Annotated in this window: 13 protein-coding genes and 1 tRNA gene; 9 read left to right on the forward strand and 5 right to left on the reverse strand. The window is 58.5% G+C overall.

Going from position 1 to position 20,113, the window contains the following annotated elements:
- The first annotated feature begins 73 nt into the window (after positions 1–73).
- The 3 genes from CH285_RS06240 to CH285_RS06250 all read left to right on the forward strand — a co-directional run bounded on the left by CH285_RS06240 (position 74) and on the right by CH285_RS06250 (position 4,058).
- Positions 74–295: a DUF3618 domain-containing protein gene (locus tag CH285_RS06240; RefSeq protein ID WP_027497653.1), complete on the forward strand. Its 222-nt coding sequence runs from the start codon at positions 74–76 to the stop codon at positions 293–295.
- A 92-nt stretch (positions 296–387) separates the two neighbouring features.
- Positions 388–461, forward strand: a tRNA-Lys gene (locus CH285_RS06245).
- Between the two features lie 1,167 nt (positions 462–1,628).
- Positions 1,629–4,058 carry a hypothetical protein gene (locus CH285_RS06250; RefSeq protein ID WP_141214949.1) on the forward strand — a complete coding sequence of 810 codons (2,430 nt, stop codon included), beginning with the start codon at positions 1,629–1,631 and terminating at the stop codon, positions 4,056–4,058.
- 247 nt (positions 4,059–4,305) lie between these two features.
- On the opposite strand, the gene CH285_RS27460 is transcribed toward CH285_RS06250, so the two are convergent.
- Positions 4,306–4,905, reverse strand: coding sequence for a hypothetical protein (locus tag CH285_RS27460; protein WP_141214948.1), 600 nt, complete (start codon positions 4,903–4,905; stop codon positions 4,306–4,308).
- Positions 4,905–6,491 (reverse strand): reverse transcriptase domain-containing protein, encoded by a 1,587-nt coding sequence (locus CH285_RS06255; RefSeq protein ID WP_141214947.1) that lies wholly within the window; start codon positions 6,489–6,491, stop codon positions 4,905–4,907. The genes CH285_RS27460 and CH285_RS06255 overlap by 1 nt, the downstream gene beginning before the upstream one ends.
- Positions 6,492–6,720: 229 nt before the next feature.
- Between CH285_RS06255 and CH285_RS06260 the strand changes: the two genes are divergently transcribed.
- Positions 6,721–8,322: an ATP-dependent nuclease gene (locus tag CH285_RS06260; RefSeq protein WP_256984128.1), complete on the forward strand. Its 1,602-nt coding sequence runs from the start codon at positions 6,721–6,723 to the stop codon at positions 8,320–8,322.
- A complete protein-coding gene (locus tag CH285_RS06265; protein ID WP_094644365.1) occupies positions 8,319–9,992 on the forward strand; it encodes a UvrD-helicase domain-containing protein in 1,674 nt (557 codons plus the stop codon). Before CH285_RS06260 ends, CH285_RS06265 begins: the two co-directional genes overlap by 4 nt.
- A 265-nt stretch (positions 9,993–10,257) precedes the next feature.
- Here the strand turns inward: CH285_RS06265 and CH285_RS06270 are convergent, their stop codons facing one another.
- Positions 10,258–10,698, reverse strand: coding sequence for a hypothetical protein (locus CH285_RS06270; protein ID WP_094644364.1), 441 nt, complete (start codon positions 10,696–10,698; stop codon positions 10,258–10,260).
- A 273-nt stretch (positions 10,699–10,971) separates the two neighbouring features.
- On the opposite strand from CH285_RS06270, the gene CH285_RS06275 reads away from it, so the two are divergent.
- Positions 10,972–11,559 carry a hypothetical protein gene (locus CH285_RS06275; RefSeq protein ID WP_255032540.1) on the forward strand — a complete coding sequence of 196 codons (588 nt, stop codon included), beginning with the start codon at positions 10,972–10,974 and terminating at the stop codon, positions 11,557–11,559.
- A gap of 885 nt (positions 11,560–12,444) precedes the next feature.
- Positions 12,445–13,179, forward strand: coding sequence for an acetyl-CoA C-acyltransferase (locus tag CH285_RS06280; protein ID WP_255032539.1), 735 nt, complete (start codon positions 12,445–12,447; stop codon positions 13,177–13,179).
- Between the two features lie 1,145 nt (positions 13,180–14,324).
- On the opposite strand, the gene CH285_RS06290 is transcribed toward CH285_RS06280, so the two are convergent.
- Both CH285_RS06290 and CH285_RS06295 read right to left on the reverse strand, forming a co-directional pair.
- Entirely contained in the window at positions 14,325–15,539 is a 1,215-nt protein-coding gene (locus CH285_RS06290) for a hypothetical protein (RefSeq protein ID WP_141214946.1), read from the reverse strand.
- Positions 15,540–15,666: 127 nt separating this feature from the next.
- A complete protein-coding gene (locus tag CH285_RS06295; protein ID WP_094644361.1) occupies positions 15,667–16,185 on the reverse strand; it encodes a hypothetical protein in 519 nt (172 codons plus the stop codon).
- Between the two features lie 967 nt (positions 16,186–17,152).
- On the opposite strand from CH285_RS06295, the gene CH285_RS06300 reads away from it, so the two are divergent.
- Complete coding sequence (locus CH285_RS06300) at positions 17,153–18,799, forward strand: pentapeptide repeat-containing protein (RefSeq protein WP_141214945.1); 1,647 nt, start codon at positions 17,153–17,155, stop codon at positions 18,797–18,799.
- A 35-nt stretch (positions 18,800–18,834) separates the two neighbouring features.
- The gene (locus CH285_RS27465; RefSeq protein ID WP_141214944.1) at positions 18,835–19,047 is read left to right on the forward strand and encodes a hypothetical protein; all 213 of its coding nucleotides are present in this window, start codon (positions 18,835–18,837) and stop codon (positions 19,045–19,047) included.
- Positions 19,048–20,113 lie beyond the last annotated feature (1,066 nt).

Here is a 20,113-nt window from a genome sequence, read left to right on the forward strand (position 1 = left end):
GAGAGTATCGAAATACCGCCGTGCTCTAGGCTCGAGTACGACCAAGACTATTTGCAGACAAGTTGGAGGACACGTGGCCAAGGACACCGACCGAATCGAGCGCGAGATCGAGGCCGCTCGCAATCAGCTGGCCAGCACGCTGGACGAGCTGAGCGTCCGTGCCAGCCCCAAGAACATCGTCGCCAACACCAAGCAGACGGTGGTGGCCAAGCTCAACGAGCCGGCCGTGAAGTTCACTCTGCTCGGAGTCGGCGCAGTGGTAGCAGTTCTCGTGGTTCGCAGGATCTTCAACTGACGCAACAGGTGCCTTGACCAGCTGATTTCACATCTGGCCGCATCTGCTGTTAATGTTTCTCCCGCACCGCAGAGAACACGCGGTGCGGATCGGCGCCATTAGCTCAGTTGGTTAGAGCAGCTGACTCTTAATCAGCGGGTCCGGGGTTCGAATCCCTGATGGCGCACAACGAGTGCCCCTGAACAGCATAATTGCTGGTCAGGGGTACTTTTTGTTGTCTGGGAATGTCTGGGCATCCGTAAGCGTCGCAGAAATGAGCAAGTCTGTGACCTGCGGATTCGTAAGTGGCTTAGGGCGTTTCGGAGACCTGACTCTTAATCGCGAATACAGGGAGTCAGGTTCTGGCTGGCATGCTGCTGACCTGCGATTCGAGTGCTAGATTCGCCCCCTCGGGTAGCTATGGACGCCTATGGACGCTCTGGTCATCACTTACTCATCACTTTGAGCCACCGGCGACCGGTCTAAGGCCGCTGACCGGTGGGGATGTCTGATCGGTCTATCGATTCTTGAGTCCGTGGCGTGACGGCAAAGCCGCGAAGGGACGAGCGATTTAGACGGCATGGCCGGCGTCCCGCAACCCAATGTGGCCCGTAGAGGAGTGGTTGCCGGGTCAGGAAACTGTACGAGACTTACACCCGGCTCCACGAAAGGTCCTTATCGTAATGTCCTTTTCGTGACTACAACTTGGACCGTGCGGACCACAGATGTCGGCCTATCCTCGAGCCCGTGCTTCTGGGCATTCCCGGGGTGGCTACAGCCCACCATCAAGAGTTCACGCCATTCCACACAATATTTCGGTCCCAGTAGAGCGGGTTTTACCCTCATCACTTTGAGGGCAAAGTGATGAGTGAGTTTGGGGCTGTCGCTCCACTTCGCGCAGAACTCGGCGGTAGTCATGATGACTTGATTCGCAGGACCGTGTGTCGTGGAGTCAAGTGAGTTGGACCCTGCTCATCCGTGTCCTTGACCTGCGCGTCTAGATGTTTTGCGGCTGGTTCAATTGCTGTGAGGGTGCGACTGTGGCGGGTAGGTCATCATCTACTAATCACTTTGAGCCATCAACGCCCGGCCTCGGACCGCTGATCGGTCGGGAAGTTCAAGCGGGTCTTGTCGATTGACAAGTCCGTTGGGCGTGTCGACGGAACCGCCGCGATCGTTAGTTGCAACCCCTCCTGCAACCCCATGCGCCCGGACCCAAGACGCTCGTCGACCTGGCAGGCAAGTGGTCGCGTGTCGCCCGCAGACTCGACCGCGATGGAGGTCGATCGGTTTCGGACGCCGGTGTTGTCGGTGGCGCGTCTTAAGCTCGGAGATCCCTAACCTGGAGCGTGTCATGCCAAACTTTCAGCCCCCCTTGCGAAGGGTAGTGGGCGATTTTACGCCGGAGTCGTTCGGCGACCCCATGGCCGAGCTGGTGCCGTTCCGGCAATGCCGAACCGCATCGGATGCCCGCGCCCTCCTTCACGAACATATCGCTGCTGAGGTTCCAGTAATCTTAGAATTAGTCGTCGAGGCCGACGCGTTCGATGTCATCGAATTAATGCGAATGCGAGAGTTCCCAATCGCACCTGACCCCCGTCTCGCACCGCGGGACGGAGCATCGCTGCCAGTAGAAATACTGGCGGCTGTACTGCTGGCACGCGCCTCACGCAAACCAAATCCAACGCCCAGGCAAAACACTCGACCCAACGAAGTGATCGAAGAGTTGCACCACCGCTGCGCTAGGTTGGGCCGAATCGCCAGCTATCGTCAGTTGACAGAAGGTATGCTGACCGGCGACCCCTTCGCTAGATTGGCGAGTGAATATCAGGGTGCAGTGCTGAACATTCGCAACCTGCAATACGATCACATCCGAGACGAACACGATCGAAAGTTATTCGAGACTTCCGCCTCAAGCGAGTTGATGCAGACGCACCTCGGGTACGGATATCTCGACGTTCTAGCCGTGAGATCAGCGATGAAGGTGATATCGGCCAACCGTATGACACGTCTGCGTGACGATACTGGCAATTTGTTGATGGCGCACCAGCATGAGACTCCGGAGGATATTCCTCACGAGGTCATCGAAGAATTCATGTCCGGCATGATCCCTTTCATGTTTCTACCCGCCGAGCGTTCAGTCATCGCATCGAATGATGTAGCGGAAGAATCAGGGCTCGATGTCGTTAAGGTTACACAGATCCTCCAATCGTTCGCTCAGCAATTTGATGACTCTGTAAGTCCGGTCAGGCGCGTCTTCGACCTGCTGATGGGTAGCAATCCATTCCTGCTGCGACCGTTGATGTCTGATGGGGGCCATAATTTCGCGCTGACATCGAACGACATTGGCCTGGATTCTCTCCGGCGGATCTTCGAGCGCTCACTGCCATCTAATTCCTCAGATGTGCGCAAGTACGACCAAAAAGCCCGCCAGCCGGTTAGCGAGCAACTTGCTAGCGTTTACCTTGAGACCATTCTCGGAACCTCGGTCTTTCGCGCGACCTACCATTACCTCGCGCCAAAAAGAAATGTATCTGCGGACACGGTCGGCGCCGACTGTCGAAATCTACGCCGATATACAGACGATGTCGAAGGTGATGCGCTCTTTGTGATCGACGATGTCGCCATTGTAGTTGAGGTCAAGGGGAAATCTATAGCCGACCAATCTCGTCGTGGCGATGTGAGACGACTCAAGAACGATCTCAAAGCAACCCTAGGGGACGGCGCGCGGCAAACAGTCCGAATCCAAGAGCTGATAGAAACCAATCATGGCATCTGGGAGAACGACACGACTTGGCTGGATCTATCGGGGATTCGGGAAGTTCGATCCCTCGTGATCGTGCTCGACGATATCGGCCCGCTTGGCACGAACCTCGGTGACCTGCAGCAAGCCGGACTTCTACATGAAAACAAGCCACCTCTGATTCTGTCGCTACATGATCTGGCCGTAATCGCTGAGATTGGCGAAAGGCCATCTGAATTCTTGCTGTACCTCAGACGGCGCACTGACAGCCCCGTGACCAAGTACTACCGTGCTTTCGATGAGCTGGACCTATACATGCTTTTTCTCGCCGCCGATATGTACGTTGAAGACGACCCCGAACAGGTGAAAGCTGCGCACCGTACCGCGCCGTCAGCAACGAAGGGTGACCGCCGCCGTCATAGACGGTCGACAGTCGGGACTTTGGTTAGCGACAACTGCGACGACCTGACGGCTTGGATGAACCGTGCTGAATTGCCACGAAACCACATGGCAAGAAAGCCGACCATGAACGCGCCGGCCAAGGCGCTTGAGCTGATTGATCAGTTGAGGTCCGCGGGGCAACCTGGATGGCTCCGCTGTGGAGCCGACCTTCTCGCACTGTGTGGGAAAGCTCAGTCGCAAGTTCTGTCGATGGTGAAAACGTGCGCCAAAGCTACGCGTCGAGGCAGTGCTTATCACGACGGGATGGTGGCTTGCGCGGGTCTATGGGGATTCCCAACGTTCTTCGCAGCGACGTGTCCGAACGACATGCCAGTCGCGGATGCCCGAGAGCGACTTCAGCTGTATGCGCAGGCCAAACAGTATCAACTGCAGGCGGACCGCGCCTACGGGTGGGTTTTCGACGAGCACGGCTCACTCAAGGACTTCTTCTATTTTAATTCGGTCTGTCAAAGTGATTCCGCACTGGATCAGCTGGTCACAAGACTGAATCCGGTGCCAACTGGGCGTAAATACCTGCAGGACTCGAATTCGACGCCTCGGAAAATAACGAAGCGCGCGAAAAAGCGTAAACGCAAGTAGCCAGCGCGGTGTTTTGGGCTGTCGCGTACCTATCTTGTCGGTAATCCTTGCGTTGTTAGAGGGTCGGCCCCCGTTGCTGAACCCGTTCTAACTAGCGCTGGTGGTGAGTGCGTGGGGAAGTCTTTAAACGTTAGATGCTTGTAGATATGGATCCGAGGTTGGAGTGCCCTCGATCCCGCACGTGGCGTTTACCCTCACTGCTGATCGACGAATCTGCCAGTGCGTCGCGCAGGGCGTACTCTAATCTTCAGGCCTCGGGAACCGTACGATCGAGTGATGCGATGAACTTACAGAGCTGTGTAACAGCTTTGTTCAGCGTTTCCTCGTCGATCTTAATGTCGTTGTCGTCGGTCGGCACTATTTCGACATTTGCTAGTGCAGCTACGGTAGCGTTGCGTTTTCGCGAAGTCGCAGCCTGTCTACGTGTCAGTTTTCCAAGTCCGTGTGCTACCGCATTTCGAGCCTCGGCGTATCCAAGGGGGTGACCCCACTCCGGTGCTTTCGTAGCTGGACCAACCCACCTCTTATACGAGTCTCTAATACCATTCCATGAGTTTGTTTCCGAATTCACTGCAGCCGACCAATATTCGCGTACGTGTAAGGTGCCGCCGTTTGCCCACGGTTCGACGAATTGGGTCAGGCGTTCGACCGCAAATGATTCAGTGATGGTGAGTAGACGCACTAGCGTCGAATGGCGCTGCAGTTGTTCGCGGTCTAAGACAGCGGTCAAACGCGAACGTCGATGCATTTGGTGCAGCGCGCGAATTACCACACGATGATTGGCAAGTGTCTCGTTGAGGAGGCGGCACGCTGCCTCCGCTTCTTCGCTGATTACCTCCGTGTTCATCAGGCTTCCAACATCAGTCGATCGAGTCTGTTGTCCGCGCTCTCGCGTGCTCGGTCAGGATCCACCGCGCTCAGGCCCCACAAGGCCAAGCGTCTCCATGGTGCCCCGACACGGTCGACTGCCGCCGCCAAGTCGTTTGGGTCTCCGAGCCCCAGTCGTCCTAAGCTGGATGCGGCTGTGGCAGCGAGGCCATCGTTGGGGTCGGACAAAGACTCGACGAGCCATGCGACATACCGGGGGGTGCTTGCGCTCTTGCGACGTCCAAGGCTTTTGCGCCCCGCTGCGCTCGCAATCCAGACTTTTTGCCACGTGCTCAGCGGAGGCGGGCCTTGAAGAAGGGAACTTAGAGCTTCACGTGTCGCGCGGATGCCGCCGACCGCAGGAAGAGCTCCGAGGTAGGCCACGACGTCGGGTGTAAGAGCAGGCTCGGATGACATCAGGTAGTCCAAATTGTCGAGCGGACGACGGTCGTCAATGGACCCTAAGACTGGTAATGCTCGATAAACCAGCGTCCGCGCAATCGCGCGCTCCTTATTGCTGTCCGGTGCAGCGCTTTCCCATAGCTCCCACGCGCGCCGCGCCGCGGCAGAGAGGCGGTGAGAGATTTCGCCATCGATCGATCCCGTGTGCGTCGCATCGGATTGGTCGATGTCGGTCACCGGCTCGATCCCGAACGCAGAAATTTCCCTCCCGTCGTCTTCGCTGTCACCGTTGGCGCGTTGTTGGCCCTCGGGCGTAGTAGCTCCATAAGGGCCGGTACTCATGAGGAACGCAGTCAGCTCGTCGTCGTCATGCTCGTCGTCGATGAACAGACTGCGTTCGGCGGTGGGCAACGCTTGAGCCGTTTCCTGATATTTCGCCTTTCCATAGGTAAACGTTTTGTCCGCGTTGAGCACCAGCCCGAGGGCGTGCAGTTCCATTGCACACGATTCGAGCGCGCGGCGTGCATCTTCGAGGGTGTCGGTGAAGATCCGAAAGTCGTCTGCAAATCGAGTGACGACGAAGCCCTGGCGAGTGAGACGGCGATAGACCCGATCGAGGTGAACGTCGCCGAGTACATCAGAAGCTGTGCTGATTTGTGGTAGTCCTATCCGTCGCCCCATGACCTTGTGCAACAGCTCAACTAGCGCGTCAGTTGCGGCAATGTCGCCGGTTTGTGCAACAAGTTCGTCGATGAGAAGTTCGTGATCTACGTAGACGAAGTATGACGAAACATCCAGCGTGGTCACATATTCCGCATCAAGAAGTTCCCGGGACGCATCTCTGAAGTCCGTGAAGGGTTGCCGAGTTACAATTCGGCTGGGCAACGTCTCCGACAGTCGTTGCACTAATGCTCGGTACAGAACACGATCTTCCAGCGTCAGAACACTCAGTGGCCTTGCGCCTTTGGTTTTGTCGGCGAAAACAGTACTGGCACGAGTTCCCCAGCCGCCCGGACGGGCCGCAACAGCCCGAATCTGACTCTCTACCTGCGAGGACTTTTTGAACAGGGCCGTGTAGTCCGGCCGAGGAGGCAGCAATCGATTCGAGGTTAAAAGCTCGATACGCACGCTCGCGCCTATGTCCAGTTCATCCCACACGTCCATGCCGCCATTGTGCAGCACATCGTTCCACCGCCGGCATCGTTCTTCGAACTAGCCCGACCGCAACGTCCGATCGGAGAAGCTCCGCAAAGCCACCACCGGAACCCGCCAACCACTACAGTAAGACCGCTCACGAGTGGGGAATTTCGGTGAGCGCGGTTGGGGAATTTCGCTGAGCATCGTCAGCTCCAGGACATGAGGGAATGAGTCACTTATGCGCCTAAATAGGGTAATGATAGTGAATCACAGTCGGATCCAGGACCTAGATCTTGAGGTGCGCCGGCATGGGGTAATAGTCGGAGCGAACGACGTGGGTAAGTCTTCGATCTTACGTATGTTGAACCTGCTGCTGGGAACTGGCACTGCCGGCCTCTATCAGGCACTAAAGCCGAGCGACCTCCGTGACGTGGAGCAGCCACTCGTGGTCAACGCCTGGTGGTCGGGATTCACGGACGAAAACCGTCGTCCGTTTCCCTCCGAGATCAGCATCGCTGATGACCACGTCAGCGAGTACCTATGGGTTCAGATGATCGTCGATGCGGACCCCGAGGACGACCAGGCAGTGACGATCCGCCGCTGGTTCCCGGAGAGCGGGCATGAGCGGGGGCCAAGTCGCGAACAGCTTGAGGTGTTTGGTTGGCGGTATCTGAAGGCGACTCGCGGGGCGTCGATGATGGAGGGTGCCCACAGTCCGGTCCGGACGCTGCTAGCAGCCGCAAACCTTGGAATACACGAGGATGGTCTGAAGGCACTGCTCAAGCAGTTCAACGAGGAGATAGCGAGCAACGAGTCGGTTGGTGAGCTTCTTAGCCGGGTGGCCAGCCATCTCAGTCGTTCGATGCCGCGGGCCGTCACCAAAGACGACTTTTCGGTTCGGAGCGTGACCGATCCGTCCAGCGATGTGCTTGAGGACGTGACGATGTTCCTCAATCGCGGCGACGCCCAGGTCCCGTTGATGGAGCAGTCGGACGGCGTCCGCCAGCTCATGGCGATGACGCTTTTTGACTTGGCCGAGGGTACGGCGAACGTCCTGGCGATCGACGAACCGGAAATCCATCTGCACCCGACGAGCCAGCGGACTGCCGCGGACCTTCTGAGCGGCAACGGGAATCAGAAAATTATCGTCACCCACTCGCCCTACATCCTCCACCGCTTCGAGCCCTCAGAGGTCATAGCGGTGGATCGTGATGGCATATGTCACCAGGTCAAGGAGTCGAGGTTGTCGAGGGTCGAGAAGGTGCGGGCGCACTGGTGGTCGCCGCGGCTCCTGGAGGCCTTGACGGCTCGGTTCGTCGTCCTCGTCGAGGGCACCGCTGATCGAGTAATTGTTGAGTCGGTTGCCGAGAATTTGGGCATCGACCTCGACCGCCTCGGCGCTGTGGTTATCGAGCTGGACGGTGCGGAGAAGTTTAGGAACGTTTTTCCACTTCTCGGACCCGACGGATTCGGGCCCACCCTTTTGGGTCTAGTTGATGAAGCAGAGAGCGGCTCCTGGGTAGGAGCATTCGGCGGAAGGCCCCGCAACATTGTCGACAAGAAGGTTTTCGTTTCGGCATCCGATCTTGAGGACGAGTACACCGTTGCGCTAGGCGGTCCAGCTGCGGCGAGGGCTCTCATCGATGGAAAGTTCTGCCACGAGCAGGGATTGTTGCAGTCGGCTGGTGTCGAGGCCGTCGAGGAGATTGGCCACGAAGCGGTGGCGAAGTTCTGTCGAGACAAAGGAAAAGTGGATGCGGCGACGTGCATCGCCGAGGCCTTGACACCGGACGTTGCAATGAAGATCGGTAGCGTGTCGCGTCTCATGCGAGCACTGGACGAGCTGAGTAAGCAGTGAGCGGGTTCCCGCTCAGTAGGGAGCAGCTAAATGCGGCCACTTGCGCGAAGGACCATTTGCTGATCATCGCCCCGCCGGGGTGCGGAAAGACCGAGGTTCTAGCGCATCGCGCTGCTTCTCAGATCCGCCACCTTGAGCAAAACCAGCGAGTCCTAGCTCTGACCTTTACCAAGCGGGCGCGCTCAAACCTGGAGGAGCGCCTTCGCTCTGTACTCGGCCACGCTAGGGCGCGCCGGCAGATCGAAGTTCGTAACCTTCATGGCTTCGCGACACAGGTGGTCCTCGCGCATGGCCGGACCATCGGCCTCGACATGGAAGGTCTGGAGCTACCGAAGACAAGCACCATGCGGCGAGCGATGGAAGCAGCGGGCGGCGGGGGCGCCGCCATGTACGAGTCTGAGCGGGTCCTGAGCGAGATCAAGCGGGGACCGCTCTCGGACGCCGAGGTGTTGACGGCTCTTCAGCAGCGAAATCCCGCGCAAGCAATCGAACTCGCAGAAAAGGTCGAGCGGTCAAGGCAGGAGGCCAATCAACTGCACTACGACGACCTCCTCCGACACGCCCAGCGCCTACTCCGGATTCCCGCAGTATCGAGGCTCTACCAAGCGCATTTCGGCGCGGTATTGATCGACGAGTTTCAGGACCTCTCGATGCAACAGCTGGACCTCGCTCTTCTGAGTTGCACATCCAGGCGAACGTTCGCCGGAGATCCACTCCAGGGCATCTATTCCTGGGCAGGTGCGACGCCGACGGAGGTTGAAGCTGAGGTTCGAAGAATCTGCGGTAAGCCGATCAAGCTGTGCGAATCCTACCGTTCCTCACCGAAAGTGCTGGATATGGTCAACTCGGTGAGCGAACAGGTCGATCCAGGTTCCAGCCTGGTGTCGGCGCAGCCGGGGCGGTGGCCGGGTAGGGGCTGCTCCGCAGCCCTCGTTCTTCAGAACCGACAGGCCGAGGCGGAGTTGCTCAGGCGTCTGTCGGGATTGATTCTGAACCGGGTGCCCGAAGCATCCATCGGGATCATTGCTCGTGCAGGGTGGCGGAGAGAGAACATTGATGCGGCGTTCGCGGAGGAGAAGGCGTTTCCGGTCCGTCGATGGGACCTCGCGATCGACGACCCCGGGATTGTGGCTCTCATCCAGTCGACCGTCGCGGCCCTGCCGCATGGAGCGAGCATCGATGATGCGAGGCTGGCGGTGCTCAATGCGTTGGACCCTGCCGACGTCGACGCCCGCGAGCTGGTCGACGACGCGTTCGACACGCTCGACCAGGGCGCAGTAGTCACGGCGAAGGCCGCGGTGCGGTCGATCAGGGCCTCCGACCCTCGGCAGTCGGTCGGCTCCGGTGTCCATTTGCTCAATGCGCACACTGGCAAAGGGCAGCAGTTCGACTGGGTGTTCGTCGTCGGTCTAGAGGAAGGGCATCTGCCGGGCAAGCGGAACGGTGAGGGAGATGCTCTGGCCGAGGAACAGCGTGTCCTGCTGGTCATGCTCTCCAGGGCTCGTCATGGCCTGGTCGTGACAGGGGCGCGGATGACGGATGGCGTGCACGGGCTTTATCAGGCCAAGCCAAGTCGATGGTGGCCCGGGATCCGGGCCCAGTTCTCCTCGGCGGAGGACATCGAAACTCACTTGGACACAGACTTCTCCGCTTATGTGCCAAACCTATAGCGGTTACCTTTATGCCTGATGGTGCACGGTGTCAGTAGTCCTTCTCTCGTTGTGGAATTGCCTCAACTTGTCATGTCTCTTGACGCAGCGGTAGCTGCTCGTTCAATGGACGCGGCGGATCTGAATGTCCGGGACGAGAGAGCCTCGGTCCGCGCCTTGCGGGTGGTGGTTCTGCGGACGTAGTTGACCGTTCTCGATATTCTGGCGGTCACGGGGCTCAGCAAGGTTGTTCTCCCGCGTTCAACACGACTCGCGCTGAACCTCGTCAAATGGCTCGGCAACCGGTTTCGTCGCACACGACGCCATCGGCTTCGGTGATGCCGCACGCGTAGCCGGATTCGCAGACGTACTCGGTCGGCCCCGACTCCGGAACCACCTGCTCTTGCAGAAATTCGTCGCGGACGCTTTGGCAGTAGTCAGAGTATCCGGTTACGGTCCCGTCCGACCATGTCGTCGCTACCGGGTCGTAACCGGATTGGCACCCGACGATGGTGGCGGGAGTCGGGTCCGGCGCAGGAGGTGCTGGTGTCTCGGGTGGAGCGACCGCGATAGTGGTGGGCGGAGGTGGCGGCGTAGCGTCGGTGGACGTCATCGTTGTCACTGATGAAGTGGTTGGGGCTTTGGGTGCGACCTCGCCACCGCCACATGCGGACACCGTCAGAGTGAGCATCGAAATCGGAATCAGAAGAGCCAGTTTGAATCTCACGAGTTCACCTTCGTCATTCTGGAGCCGGCGTTCTTGTCGCTGTCCGGAGACACAAGCGCGGCGCGCGGCCCGTCTTGGATCGACCACGTCTGGCTTCGGCCTCACCTAGAGAAGCGTTTTCGATTGCGCTGGCGTTACAGCAGAAGCTGGCATTGTCCGTGATTACGGCTTCGATCGAACTGGTTATGAAACGAACCGGCACATCCGGTCGATATCCTGACCGTTAGACACGTCATTCAGCTTCCCGCTCGGGCCGCTCCACGGAAAGAGTTCATGAACTTCAAAATCGTCATGGTCATCGCCGCACTCGGAGCAGTTGCTCTTACTGCATGCGGTAGCAATACCGGTCCGACCACAAGCACCACCACCTCGACCATTGCGTCGACCACCGTAGCCCCCTCCACGGCGCCGATCCCGTCGACGACCGTGGAGCCGGCTGTAGCGCCAGAACCGGCCCCGGTCACCTTCGAATGCGGTGACCTGTCGCTGTACCAGTCAGGAACGGCGCTGTACTCCGACGGGACGACTGGATACGAAAGCAGCTGCGATACCTACGTCCCGCCCGCACCGAAGGTCCTCCAGTTCTGTGATTACCCGGGAACGGCTGTGTACACGGATGGAACGTTTTCCACGAGCGACCCAGCGTGTGTGAACAACGAGCCGGTTCCGAGCAATCCCAATCCGGGCGGTGGGTATCCGTACATTGCCGAGGAGGATCGCAACGGCGATGGTGTCGTGAACGGGTACGAGCGCTGCGGGCTTGCCTGTGGCCAGGAACCCACGAGTGGTGATCTTCAAACTGAGAGCGGGTGCGAAGCCGGGTACATCACAGGGCCGCTCTGCGACCGCTTTGGGGGATAGGGTTCGACGCGGACATCTCTGATTCGGAGGCACGTGTGCGGGATACCCCCGCAATCACGGGTTCTACGTCTGCGTGAGTTTCGTTGACTTCTTAGACTATTGCCAGCCCTGAACTCATCACTTTGAACAGCAGTGGAGTCAAATAGCTATGACGGTCCGTTTAGACGATGGGCGATTCAGCAGGACGCCGATGGACTGGGAGCGGGTCGCCGCAGCTCATCTTTTACTCATCACTTTGGGGCGAACTCGCATGGATGCAGACGGACACACGTGGTCATTCGAATCGCCGAATACCCAGCTCAACGGGCCAATGATGGACGCGAGTGCATCCACTTGAATTGTTATCGCTTGTACAGCGGGTCCGGGGTTCGAATCCCTGATGGCGCACAAGAAGTGCCCCTGAACAGCATATTCGCTGGTCAGGGGCACTTTTCGTTGTCCAGGTACGTGTAGGCGACCGCAAGCTTGGCAAGAATGGACAACTCTGTGACCTGCGGGTTCTCAAGCGGCGTAGGGCGTTTCGGAGACTTGACTCTTAATCGCAAATGCAGGGAGTCAGGTTGTGGCTGCCATGCTGCTGACCTGCGAAAAGTGCGCTAATTGCGCCCCGCTGGGTAGGTGATGGACGCCTGTGGACGCTCCAGTCATCACTTACTCATCGTTTTGAGTCTTCGCAATCGCACCCGGCCAGTTTTCGTGAACATCATGTGGCGATCGTGTGAGCCGCCTCGACTCGGCGGCCGCGCTCCGGAGGCGTCTGGATGCCACCTACATGCATGGTTGCTTCGACGCAACGGGGTCAAGGCCGAATCGGTAGCGCTGAGCAATCGTCTGGCGCGAGCCCGTGTCACTGCGGGTGGGACAAACTTTCCTGTTCCCGGTGGGATGATCGAAACCGCCGAGAATTCGCGAGCAGAGTTTTCGATCAGTCGTGAAGATCAAGACGAACTTGCAGTGCAGTCGCATCAGCGCGCCGTGGCCGCGCAGAAGAACGGAGTTTTCGCCGAAGAGATTGTGGAGGTGCAGGTTTCGCAGCGGCGCGGTGATCCGATCGTGGTCGACACCGACGAACATCCGCGTGCCGACACCACTGTCGATAGTCTGGCGAAGCTACGTCCGATGCGCGCGAAAATCGATCCGGCCTCGACCGTCACGGCAGGTAATGCCAGTGGTCAAAACGACGGTGCCGCGCTCGCGAACGTGACGACTCCGGAGCGTGCAGCCGAGCTCGGGCTGCGTCCGATCGCGCGGTTGGTGAGTTGGTCCGTTGCCGGTGTACCGCCACGGACAATGGGAATCGGACCGGTCCCGGCGTCCGAGAAGGCTCTCGGGCGAGCAGGGTTGACCACGGCCGCTATGGACGTCATCGAGTTGAACGAAGCCTTTGCCGCACAGACCTTGGCGGTCCTGCGGACATGGGATATCGAGCCGGAGGATCATCGGCTGAACCCGAACGGCTCGGGTATCTCACTCGGCAATCCGGTCGGTGCCTCAGGTGGCCGGACCTCGCGACCCTCCTTCGCGGAATGCGGCGGCGTGACGCTCGCTATGGGCTGGAAAACCATGTGCATCGGTGGCGGGCAGGGTCTTGCTGCCGTCTTCGAGAACATCAGCCGGTAGCAACGTCGGAGTACTCGGATAAAAGTAAAATTCGACTTCCACAGGCCTTGTCGTGTCCGGGCGACGCAGATCGGCGTTGGTCAGAACGGGAAGGGGTGAGCTTGGTCGCGAATGGTGAGCCACTGCTTCGCAGTGTTCCCGATTGAGGCTGGGTGTCTTGCGCCTGTCCGGCGTGGACGTCAGGTGTGGGGGGCTTCATTTCTGCAGATGGAGTGGGAGGTGTCTCCACTCTGCGGAAGCAAACTTTCCCCTGACCCGCAGGTAGTGGGGACCAGGAGGTCAACGGTGAGCCTTCAGGGCCCGCGACACGTCCCAGCGTCTAGGGCGCAAGGAGTTCAACTGCGTATGGTTTAGGCGACCCAAACGCTCTGCTAGACGCCGATGCGTTGCAGAGGCTTGAGGATCTAGCTCACCAATACAAAAACTTCTCGGTGGTTGCCCTGAACAAGGTGCTGCCGTCAGCGCTGATCTTCGACGACATATGGATCAGCAGCAATTTTGAGTGGCTTCTAGTGCCCGGGGGCGCAGACCGAGTATTCAGAGCCGAGGAAGGGACGCTAGTTCGGCACAAAGACTCAGTGTCCAAGACATACGAGACTTATACGGAGACGGTCAAAGCTGCGCGGTGACTTTTTCATCGACCTAGCCACAGATGCGGCGGCCTTTCGGATCTCAAGAATTTCGACAGATAGGTACGGTAGTTGCATTTCTCGGCCGAGACTGTGTTGGCGCGTTTACTGCGAACAGCACAGCTTTCATTGGTACTTACCGACTGAGTGCGAGCTGCATATTTCGAGGTTGGCGTGGTCAAGTAGTCACGGGACACGAATGGCCCAAGGCGTGTGGCTTTTATCGGCCCAGGCCGAGCAGATGGTGGTCGGGGCTCCTGGCGACGTCCAGTTCTCTTTTGACGGAGGTCTGAGCCCATCTAGATTGAGATCTCGCTACCCCTACGCCGACCTGAAATGGTTGTCCGTGTAGACGTATGGACGGGCTCGATGTTCGCGCTGCCTAGGCCACTAATTGGCAGACGGCTGCGGGATCCTCAGACCGTGACTCCAGACCGCGGTGGCCCCACTATCGGCGATCTGCCATGACCAACAACCCGACGAGCTTGTCGCTGACGACGCGGCGACGGACGAACCTCATCGAGTTGTCGCATTCCTGAACTCGATCTGCTTGTCGATCGGCTGGGGAGGCAATTCCGCAATTGCATTCTGAACTAGCTGACGCAGGTAGGTCGAACACGTGTCACTCAGTTTCAGGGCTGCGGCGTGGTGTGCTCCACCGATTGGGTCAATCAATATCTCGATCGTGCCATCGTCGTGAATGTTGACTGCTTTGGAAAACGTAGCGAACCTGTCGAGCCGAGCCGTTCTATCCAGATGCGTCAACGGATTGCGGACCTGTTTGAGCTTGGGTACTTCGCGTTCGAATTGTGCAAGCGCTGTGACCAGTTCTGTTGGGCTTTTGAAAAAGTTTGAGATTTCGCGGGCAAGGGCAGTGAGTCGGCCAAGTTCGTAGATGTAGTAGTCAACGTCGTTTTCCGGAGAACCTGTGAAGTCAGCCAGGCTCTCCGGGTGCTGTGCTGCGAGTTCTTGAATGACGCGGTCGTTGTCAGCAATCTTCTTCTGTTGCATGTTCAACCCTGCAGTTACCCGCCGAATTCCTCTGAGGAATCTGGTGATGGCCGCCTCGGTGTCTACGACATCTTTTTCGGCGCGCAAGTCGCGCATTCTTAGGTCGGTGGGATCCCAGTCATTGAAAGCCCACGGAATGATTCCTCGCAGATGCGCGACGCTGGAGTCGTCAGGCCGATCCTGCCACTCCACTCCAATCTTCCGGATCGCGAAGATGCAATCGGACAACCACTTGAGGTCGGCGAGCGCATTCTTCAGTTCGGATTCGGTGATTGTGACGGTGGGGTTTTCACGCTTCGCCCAGTTGGCGTCGTCGAGATTCATCTCGCCCGCAGTGAGGATTTCCACGCTTCGGTTCGGTTCGCTGCCGGTGATCGATTTGATGTAGAGCATGTGGCCAAGGTTGTTTCGTATCGCCCCGGTTGGCTTGCATCGTCTGGTAAAGGCGGATTTATCAGGTATTCGCACCCCTAGTTCGCGACCAAGCATCTTGAAATGGTTGGCTAGCCGCCCCGCATCGGTTCGGGGCGGCGCTGCAAGCGCATCGTCCCGGACGATGTGTCGTAGAAAGACGACATCCTCGGCGACCCGTGACCAGCCTCCCAGGATCTGGAGCATCAGTCGTTCGATAGTGCTCGACGGTTCCAGAGCCTCCGCCGCGATCCTCTGCTGGCGTTCAATGTCGTATCTAACACGGTCAGGGTCGAACGGTGTACTCATGTCGATAGACTACGGCGCACGCAGTCGCTTCGCTGCGGGTTAGGCGGTGGCTAGCCTTCACGTGGTGGGCCTCAGTAAAACTATGATGGGGCACTAGTGCGCCACATATATCACCGGGGCCCATTCGCTAGTAGGGCCGAAATTCTCTGGCTCGCTTGACTGCTGAAAGCACCGGTGCGGGAAGTTCGTGCACTGCTCGTTCGATCTCTTTCGCGTGTTTGGTCATGCGTGTCCGTGCAATCCACGGTGACCACATGAGATGGCTGAGTTGTTCTGCAGCGGCGCGGACGTATCGACTCATTGCTGTGTTGATAGCGCCAGCTTCGTCGTAGCCGTCCTTTTCCTCGACATCGGTGTCGCTGAGGAGGCGCGCTGCAGTGGCAAGTTGGATGTACAGCGCGAGTGGTCTGCGCGGCACCCTAGCGATGATCGCGGCAGTCTCCAGTTCACGGACACTATCCTTGAACTGCTCGAACGATGTATCAGAGGTCGACACCCCTGCCCATCGGTTGCGCTCTGTGCTTGCAAGGCGTCGGAGGACTTCGCTGCGTAGCTGGCGGCGTTGCTGGCTGCCGATCAGGTACTGACCTGCGAAGGATCCGATACCGAGAGCACCGATGATTGAGGCCACACCACTGATATCCATCTCGTAAGAGTATTCGGGTCGACAAACTGAGCGACTCAAGCGGTTACGGACGGCAGCCTCGAAGCACGTCCAAATTCAGGTGCTGCGGGAGCATACGTTGCGGCCTTCCGATATTCTCACCACTCCAAGGAGCCGCTTCCCTCGGCATAATCATGGCTTGATGGAACCGATCAACATCGCGCAATGCGAGCTTACGGAGCAAGCTCTGTAGCCACTCGGTCGTTGACGCAGTTGTCCGTGCGGGTGCGATCGGTGTAATGGCAGTCCACTCCGTGACAAAACCGAGAGAGTTACATGACGATTGTTGCCCAACAAGACTCGGAACAGGAGCAAGTCGATCATCGCGTTCGCCCTCAGCAGAGACGTGCACAACGTACCCGTGACGCCGTGATTGCGGGCGCGGCCCGCACCATCGCATGCGACGGAAAGCGGCGTCACCGTTAACGATCTGATAGCGGCTGCGGGATTACCTAAAGGGGGGCATGTATATCCATTTCCTATCCGAGGACGTAGTCGTTCAGGCGGCAATCGACGAAGCAATTCGGCGATGTCATTTTCTCTGAGCTCCCCGCCTACTCGGGGGAGACTCGGCGGCCACTTTTCGAGACTTGGTCGGCAAGTGCTTCAGGTCTGCGAGGCGATATGGTCTTACGGGAAACGGCCGTGCGGTGGACAGGCCTCTACTAGAGCACGCTGCACGAGCTTCTACGCACGATCCTCTCCGTTCCGCAGTCCTGGCGACCCTAACCGGCAACGGCAGTCGGCATCGGTCGACACTGCCGATACCTTCATGGCAATCAATCGCACCCAAATTTGCATATTCCTTCGAATTTTGTCGTCATCTCCCAAGGCGACTCAACGCAAATATTGCCGATCCGGTGAGAGAAGTTCAGGGTCCTCTGAAGTGGTGTATGAAACGAGAGGTGCCGGTGTCATAGCCGCCCCAGACGTGCGCCAAGATGTGTAGGTGACCACCTCGCAAACGCCGGGCCCAGCAGGCAAGAATTTCGACCCCTCAACGGATCCGGCACGAGTTGTCACTGCCGCTCCGGTGGTGCCGATGGAACGGCAGATGGCACTCGGGCGACTTGTAGTGATTGGAACCGGTATAACTATATCGGTCGGCGGCTTCCTATTCCTTCTGTTCACATGGACGCAGGCACATCTTGGAGCCGGCGAGTTCTTCACTGCGGCCGGAAAAGTCGATGGCGACATCCTGTTCAGCGCAGCGCGGACATCGCTGACAATGTTAACGGTGATTGGCCTTGGAGGTGCCGCTTTTCTGGCGTATCGGCGGCAGCGTGTCACCGAACGAGCTCAAGAGATTGCAGTACGAACACTCGGCATCTCAACCGAAGCTCAAGCAACCGCGGCGCGGGCTCAGGCGACGTCCGCAGAGGCTCAACGAACTGCCGCGGAAGCGCTCCGTCTTAGTCAGCAGCAGTTTGAGCACACAGCCGAGCGTGCCCTGCGAGAGAGATACACCGAGTCTGCCGAGCAACTCGGGTCGAGCAAGTTTGCCATTAGGTTGGCAGGCGTCTACGGGATTGCAGCGCTTGCCGACGGGTGGCACAAGTTTGGTGACGATTCTGAACGGCAGGTTTGTGTCGACCTGTTATGTGCTTATCTTCGAACAAATACGATCCCGCGTGAACAGATCTCCCCTAGAGGAGCGGAGCAAGAGGTATTGCCCGATCGATTGAGACAAGAAGAGCAAGAGGTTCGCGCGACGATTGTTGGTATCATCCGGCAGCACCGCGCACTCGCAAAGCCCCCGGAGATAACGGCCGGGCCTCAGGCGACGACTGACTGGTCGAGTTGCAATCTGCGTCTCACAAGCGCCATGCTCGCGAAAGTGTTCTTGGCTGGGACAAATCTCGCTGGCGCGCAACTAGGCTCTGCCAACTTATCCGGAGCCAACCTGGCGGGCGCGAACTTGGCGAACGCGCAAATGCGTCGCACGAGACTGGTCAGCGTCAAGCTTGAGCAGGCAATTCTCTCTGGTGCCAATCTTACTGCCGCGAAGGTTGCCAACGGTAAGTTGACCGATGCAAGGCTCGATAGGGCGATTTTGAAGTACGCCGACCTGACAGGGGCGGTTCTAACGTCAGCAGATCTCCAAGCTGCTGATCTATCCGGTGCAACACTGACCGATGCAGACTTTACCGATTGTGAACTTAGCGGAGCCGACTTGACAGACGCTGAACTGAGCCGAGCAGAGTTTGGTGGAGCTGTTCTCACGGACGCTTGCCTGAGTGGCGCGGACTTGACGAGCGCCCGTTTGGGCGGGGCGCAGCTCACTCGTGTCGACTTGACTGATGCAAAGTTGGCCAATCATGAGCTCACCAGCGCAAACCTGGTGGGTGCCCAAATGGCTGGTGTCGATCTATCCGGTGCCTTTCTGACCGGTGCTGACCTTACCGACGCTTACCTTGCGAACGCAGACCTCTCCGGAGCCGATCTTTCGGGTGCTGTTTTGTCGGGTGCAGTCTTGTCTGGCGCGAATTTGGCTGGCACGTACTTCTCGGATACCGCGTACACGCAATCGACTGTTTGGCCGCAAGAGACTCCCGACGGTGTGGAGCTTGTAGAAGATGCGGGCAGTGCGTCCTAGACGGCACAAAGTACGCCGGACACGGGAACGTGAGCATGGCGATGCGGCAGAGTGTCACGACCGCCGGGGTGCGGGCATTGGGATGCGTGTCCGTGGCCATGAAGGTTTACATGTCCGCTGACAAAGGTGTCGGAGATCTACGGCATATTCGAGGCCCGATGGGAATCCAAGGACTGGCCGGCGGGGTGGTGCTGACTGCGGCGGTAGCTCGTTCAGGCGGCGAAGCCACAGGCTTCGAGGGTGTCTAGCTTTGTCCAGGTTGCCGCGGTCATGGTCTTGCTGATATCTGCGGTCGGCGACTGACCTTCCGAAGGGCTTCCCTTAAGCGATGGCATGGACGAATAAGCGATGGCATGGACGAAGTTGGGCCCGCTAGATCCAGCGTGTGAGTTGCCGTGTTCGACCACTCCCTTGGCGGCGTGAGGTTGGATCGCGATCATGTGCTGTGGTGGCGGTGTTGCACAGCTATCTGATTCAGGATTTGCACGTGTGGGCCGGCGAACTGCGGACGATAGGGATTGAGAACGACGGTGAATCCTTCATGATGCCCGGAGACATTGGGCGGCCGGTCGCCTATATCGCTGCGCAGATCGCCCAGACGAATCAGCTTCGCTCGGTCTCGGACGCGGAACTGCCTCCGTCTCTCGGAGATGTACGAGTTCGTCAATTTGTCCATCCCTTTCGGGAGGGGAATGGCCGCACGAAGAGGGAGTTCGATGACCTACGGTTGTCCGAGTCGGGGCGTGGGGTGCCATTGAGCTGACTGAACTGCATCGCGCAGCCATTTTGCGCGTGCCGAGCAGGTCATCGACCCGCTCCGAACGATGTGAGCGAGGATCGCCGACGACGATCCGGCGTACCTTCTCGGGCGTGACGTTACTTGAACGGCGGTCACCGCCATTGGTGCTGATGCGTGAACATCGCAGTCCACGGCGATTGCAATCGCACGGGCAAATGCTCTACTGCGCGGTGCGTCCGCGGCTTATCCTTGTTTCGTTGTTGAGGTCCCAAACGGTACGAGGTAGCTCGTCACTTTGAGCAGTGGTGGCGTCGAATGTCCGTGGCGGTCCGTTTACACGTTGCCGGACCATACGGGAGCCCGGTGGACCGGGATCAGGTCGACGGAGGTCATCGTTTACTCATCACTTTGGGGCGCACCCGGGTGGATTCACGCGGACGCCGATGGTCATTCGATTCGCCGAACATCCAGCTCAGCGGGTCAATGGTGGACGCGGGTGCATCCACTTGAATTGTTATCTCTAGTACAGCGGGTCCGGGGTTCGAATCCCTGATGGCGCACACCAAGTGCCCCTG

Source organism: Rhodococcus sp. 05-2256-B1 (assembly GCF_002258465.1).
Lineage (GTDB): Bacteria > Actinomycetota > Actinomycetes > Mycobacteriales > Mycobacteriaceae > Rhodococcoides > Rhodococcoides fascians.

What these genes read in the sequence shown, in the direction of transcription:
- CH285_RS06250 (WP_141214949.1), top strand. Translation starts at nt 1,629, where the DNA reads ATGCCAAACTTTCAGCCCCCCTTGCGAAGGGTAGTGGGCGATTTTACG.
- CH285_RS27460 (WP_141214948.1), bottom strand. Translation starts at nt 4,905, where the DNA reads ATGAACACGGAGGTAATCAGCGAAGAAGCGGAGGCAGCGTGCCGCCTC.
- CH285_RS06255 (WP_141214947.1), bottom strand. Translation starts at nt 6,491, where the DNA reads ATGGACGTGTGGGATGAACTGGACATAGGCGCGAGCGTGCGTATCGAG.
- CH285_RS06260 (WP_256984128.1), top strand. Translation starts at nt 6,721, where the DNA reads ATGATAGTGAATCACAGTCGGATCCAGGACCTAGATCTTGAGGTGCGC.
- CH285_RS06275 (WP_255032540.1), top strand. Translation starts at nt 10,972, where the DNA reads ATGAACTTCAAAATCGTCATGGTCATCGCCGCACTCGGAGCAGTTGCT.
- CH285_RS06280 (WP_255032539.1), top strand. Translation starts at nt 12,445, where the DNA reads ATGATCGAAACCGCCGAGAATTCGCGAGCAGAGTTTTCGATCAGTCGT.
- CH285_RS06290 (WP_141214946.1), bottom strand. Translation starts at nt 15,539, where the DNA reads ATGAGTACACCGTTCGACCCTGACCGTGTTAGATACGACATTGAACGC.
- CH285_RS06295 (WP_094644361.1), bottom strand. Translation starts at nt 16,185, where the DNA reads ATGGATATCAGTGGTGTGGCCTCAATCATCGGTGCTCTCGGTATCGGA.
- CH285_RS27465 (WP_141214944.1), top strand. Translation starts at nt 18,835, where the DNA reads ATGGCGATGCGGCAGAGTGTCACGACCGCCGGGGTGCGGGCATTGGGA.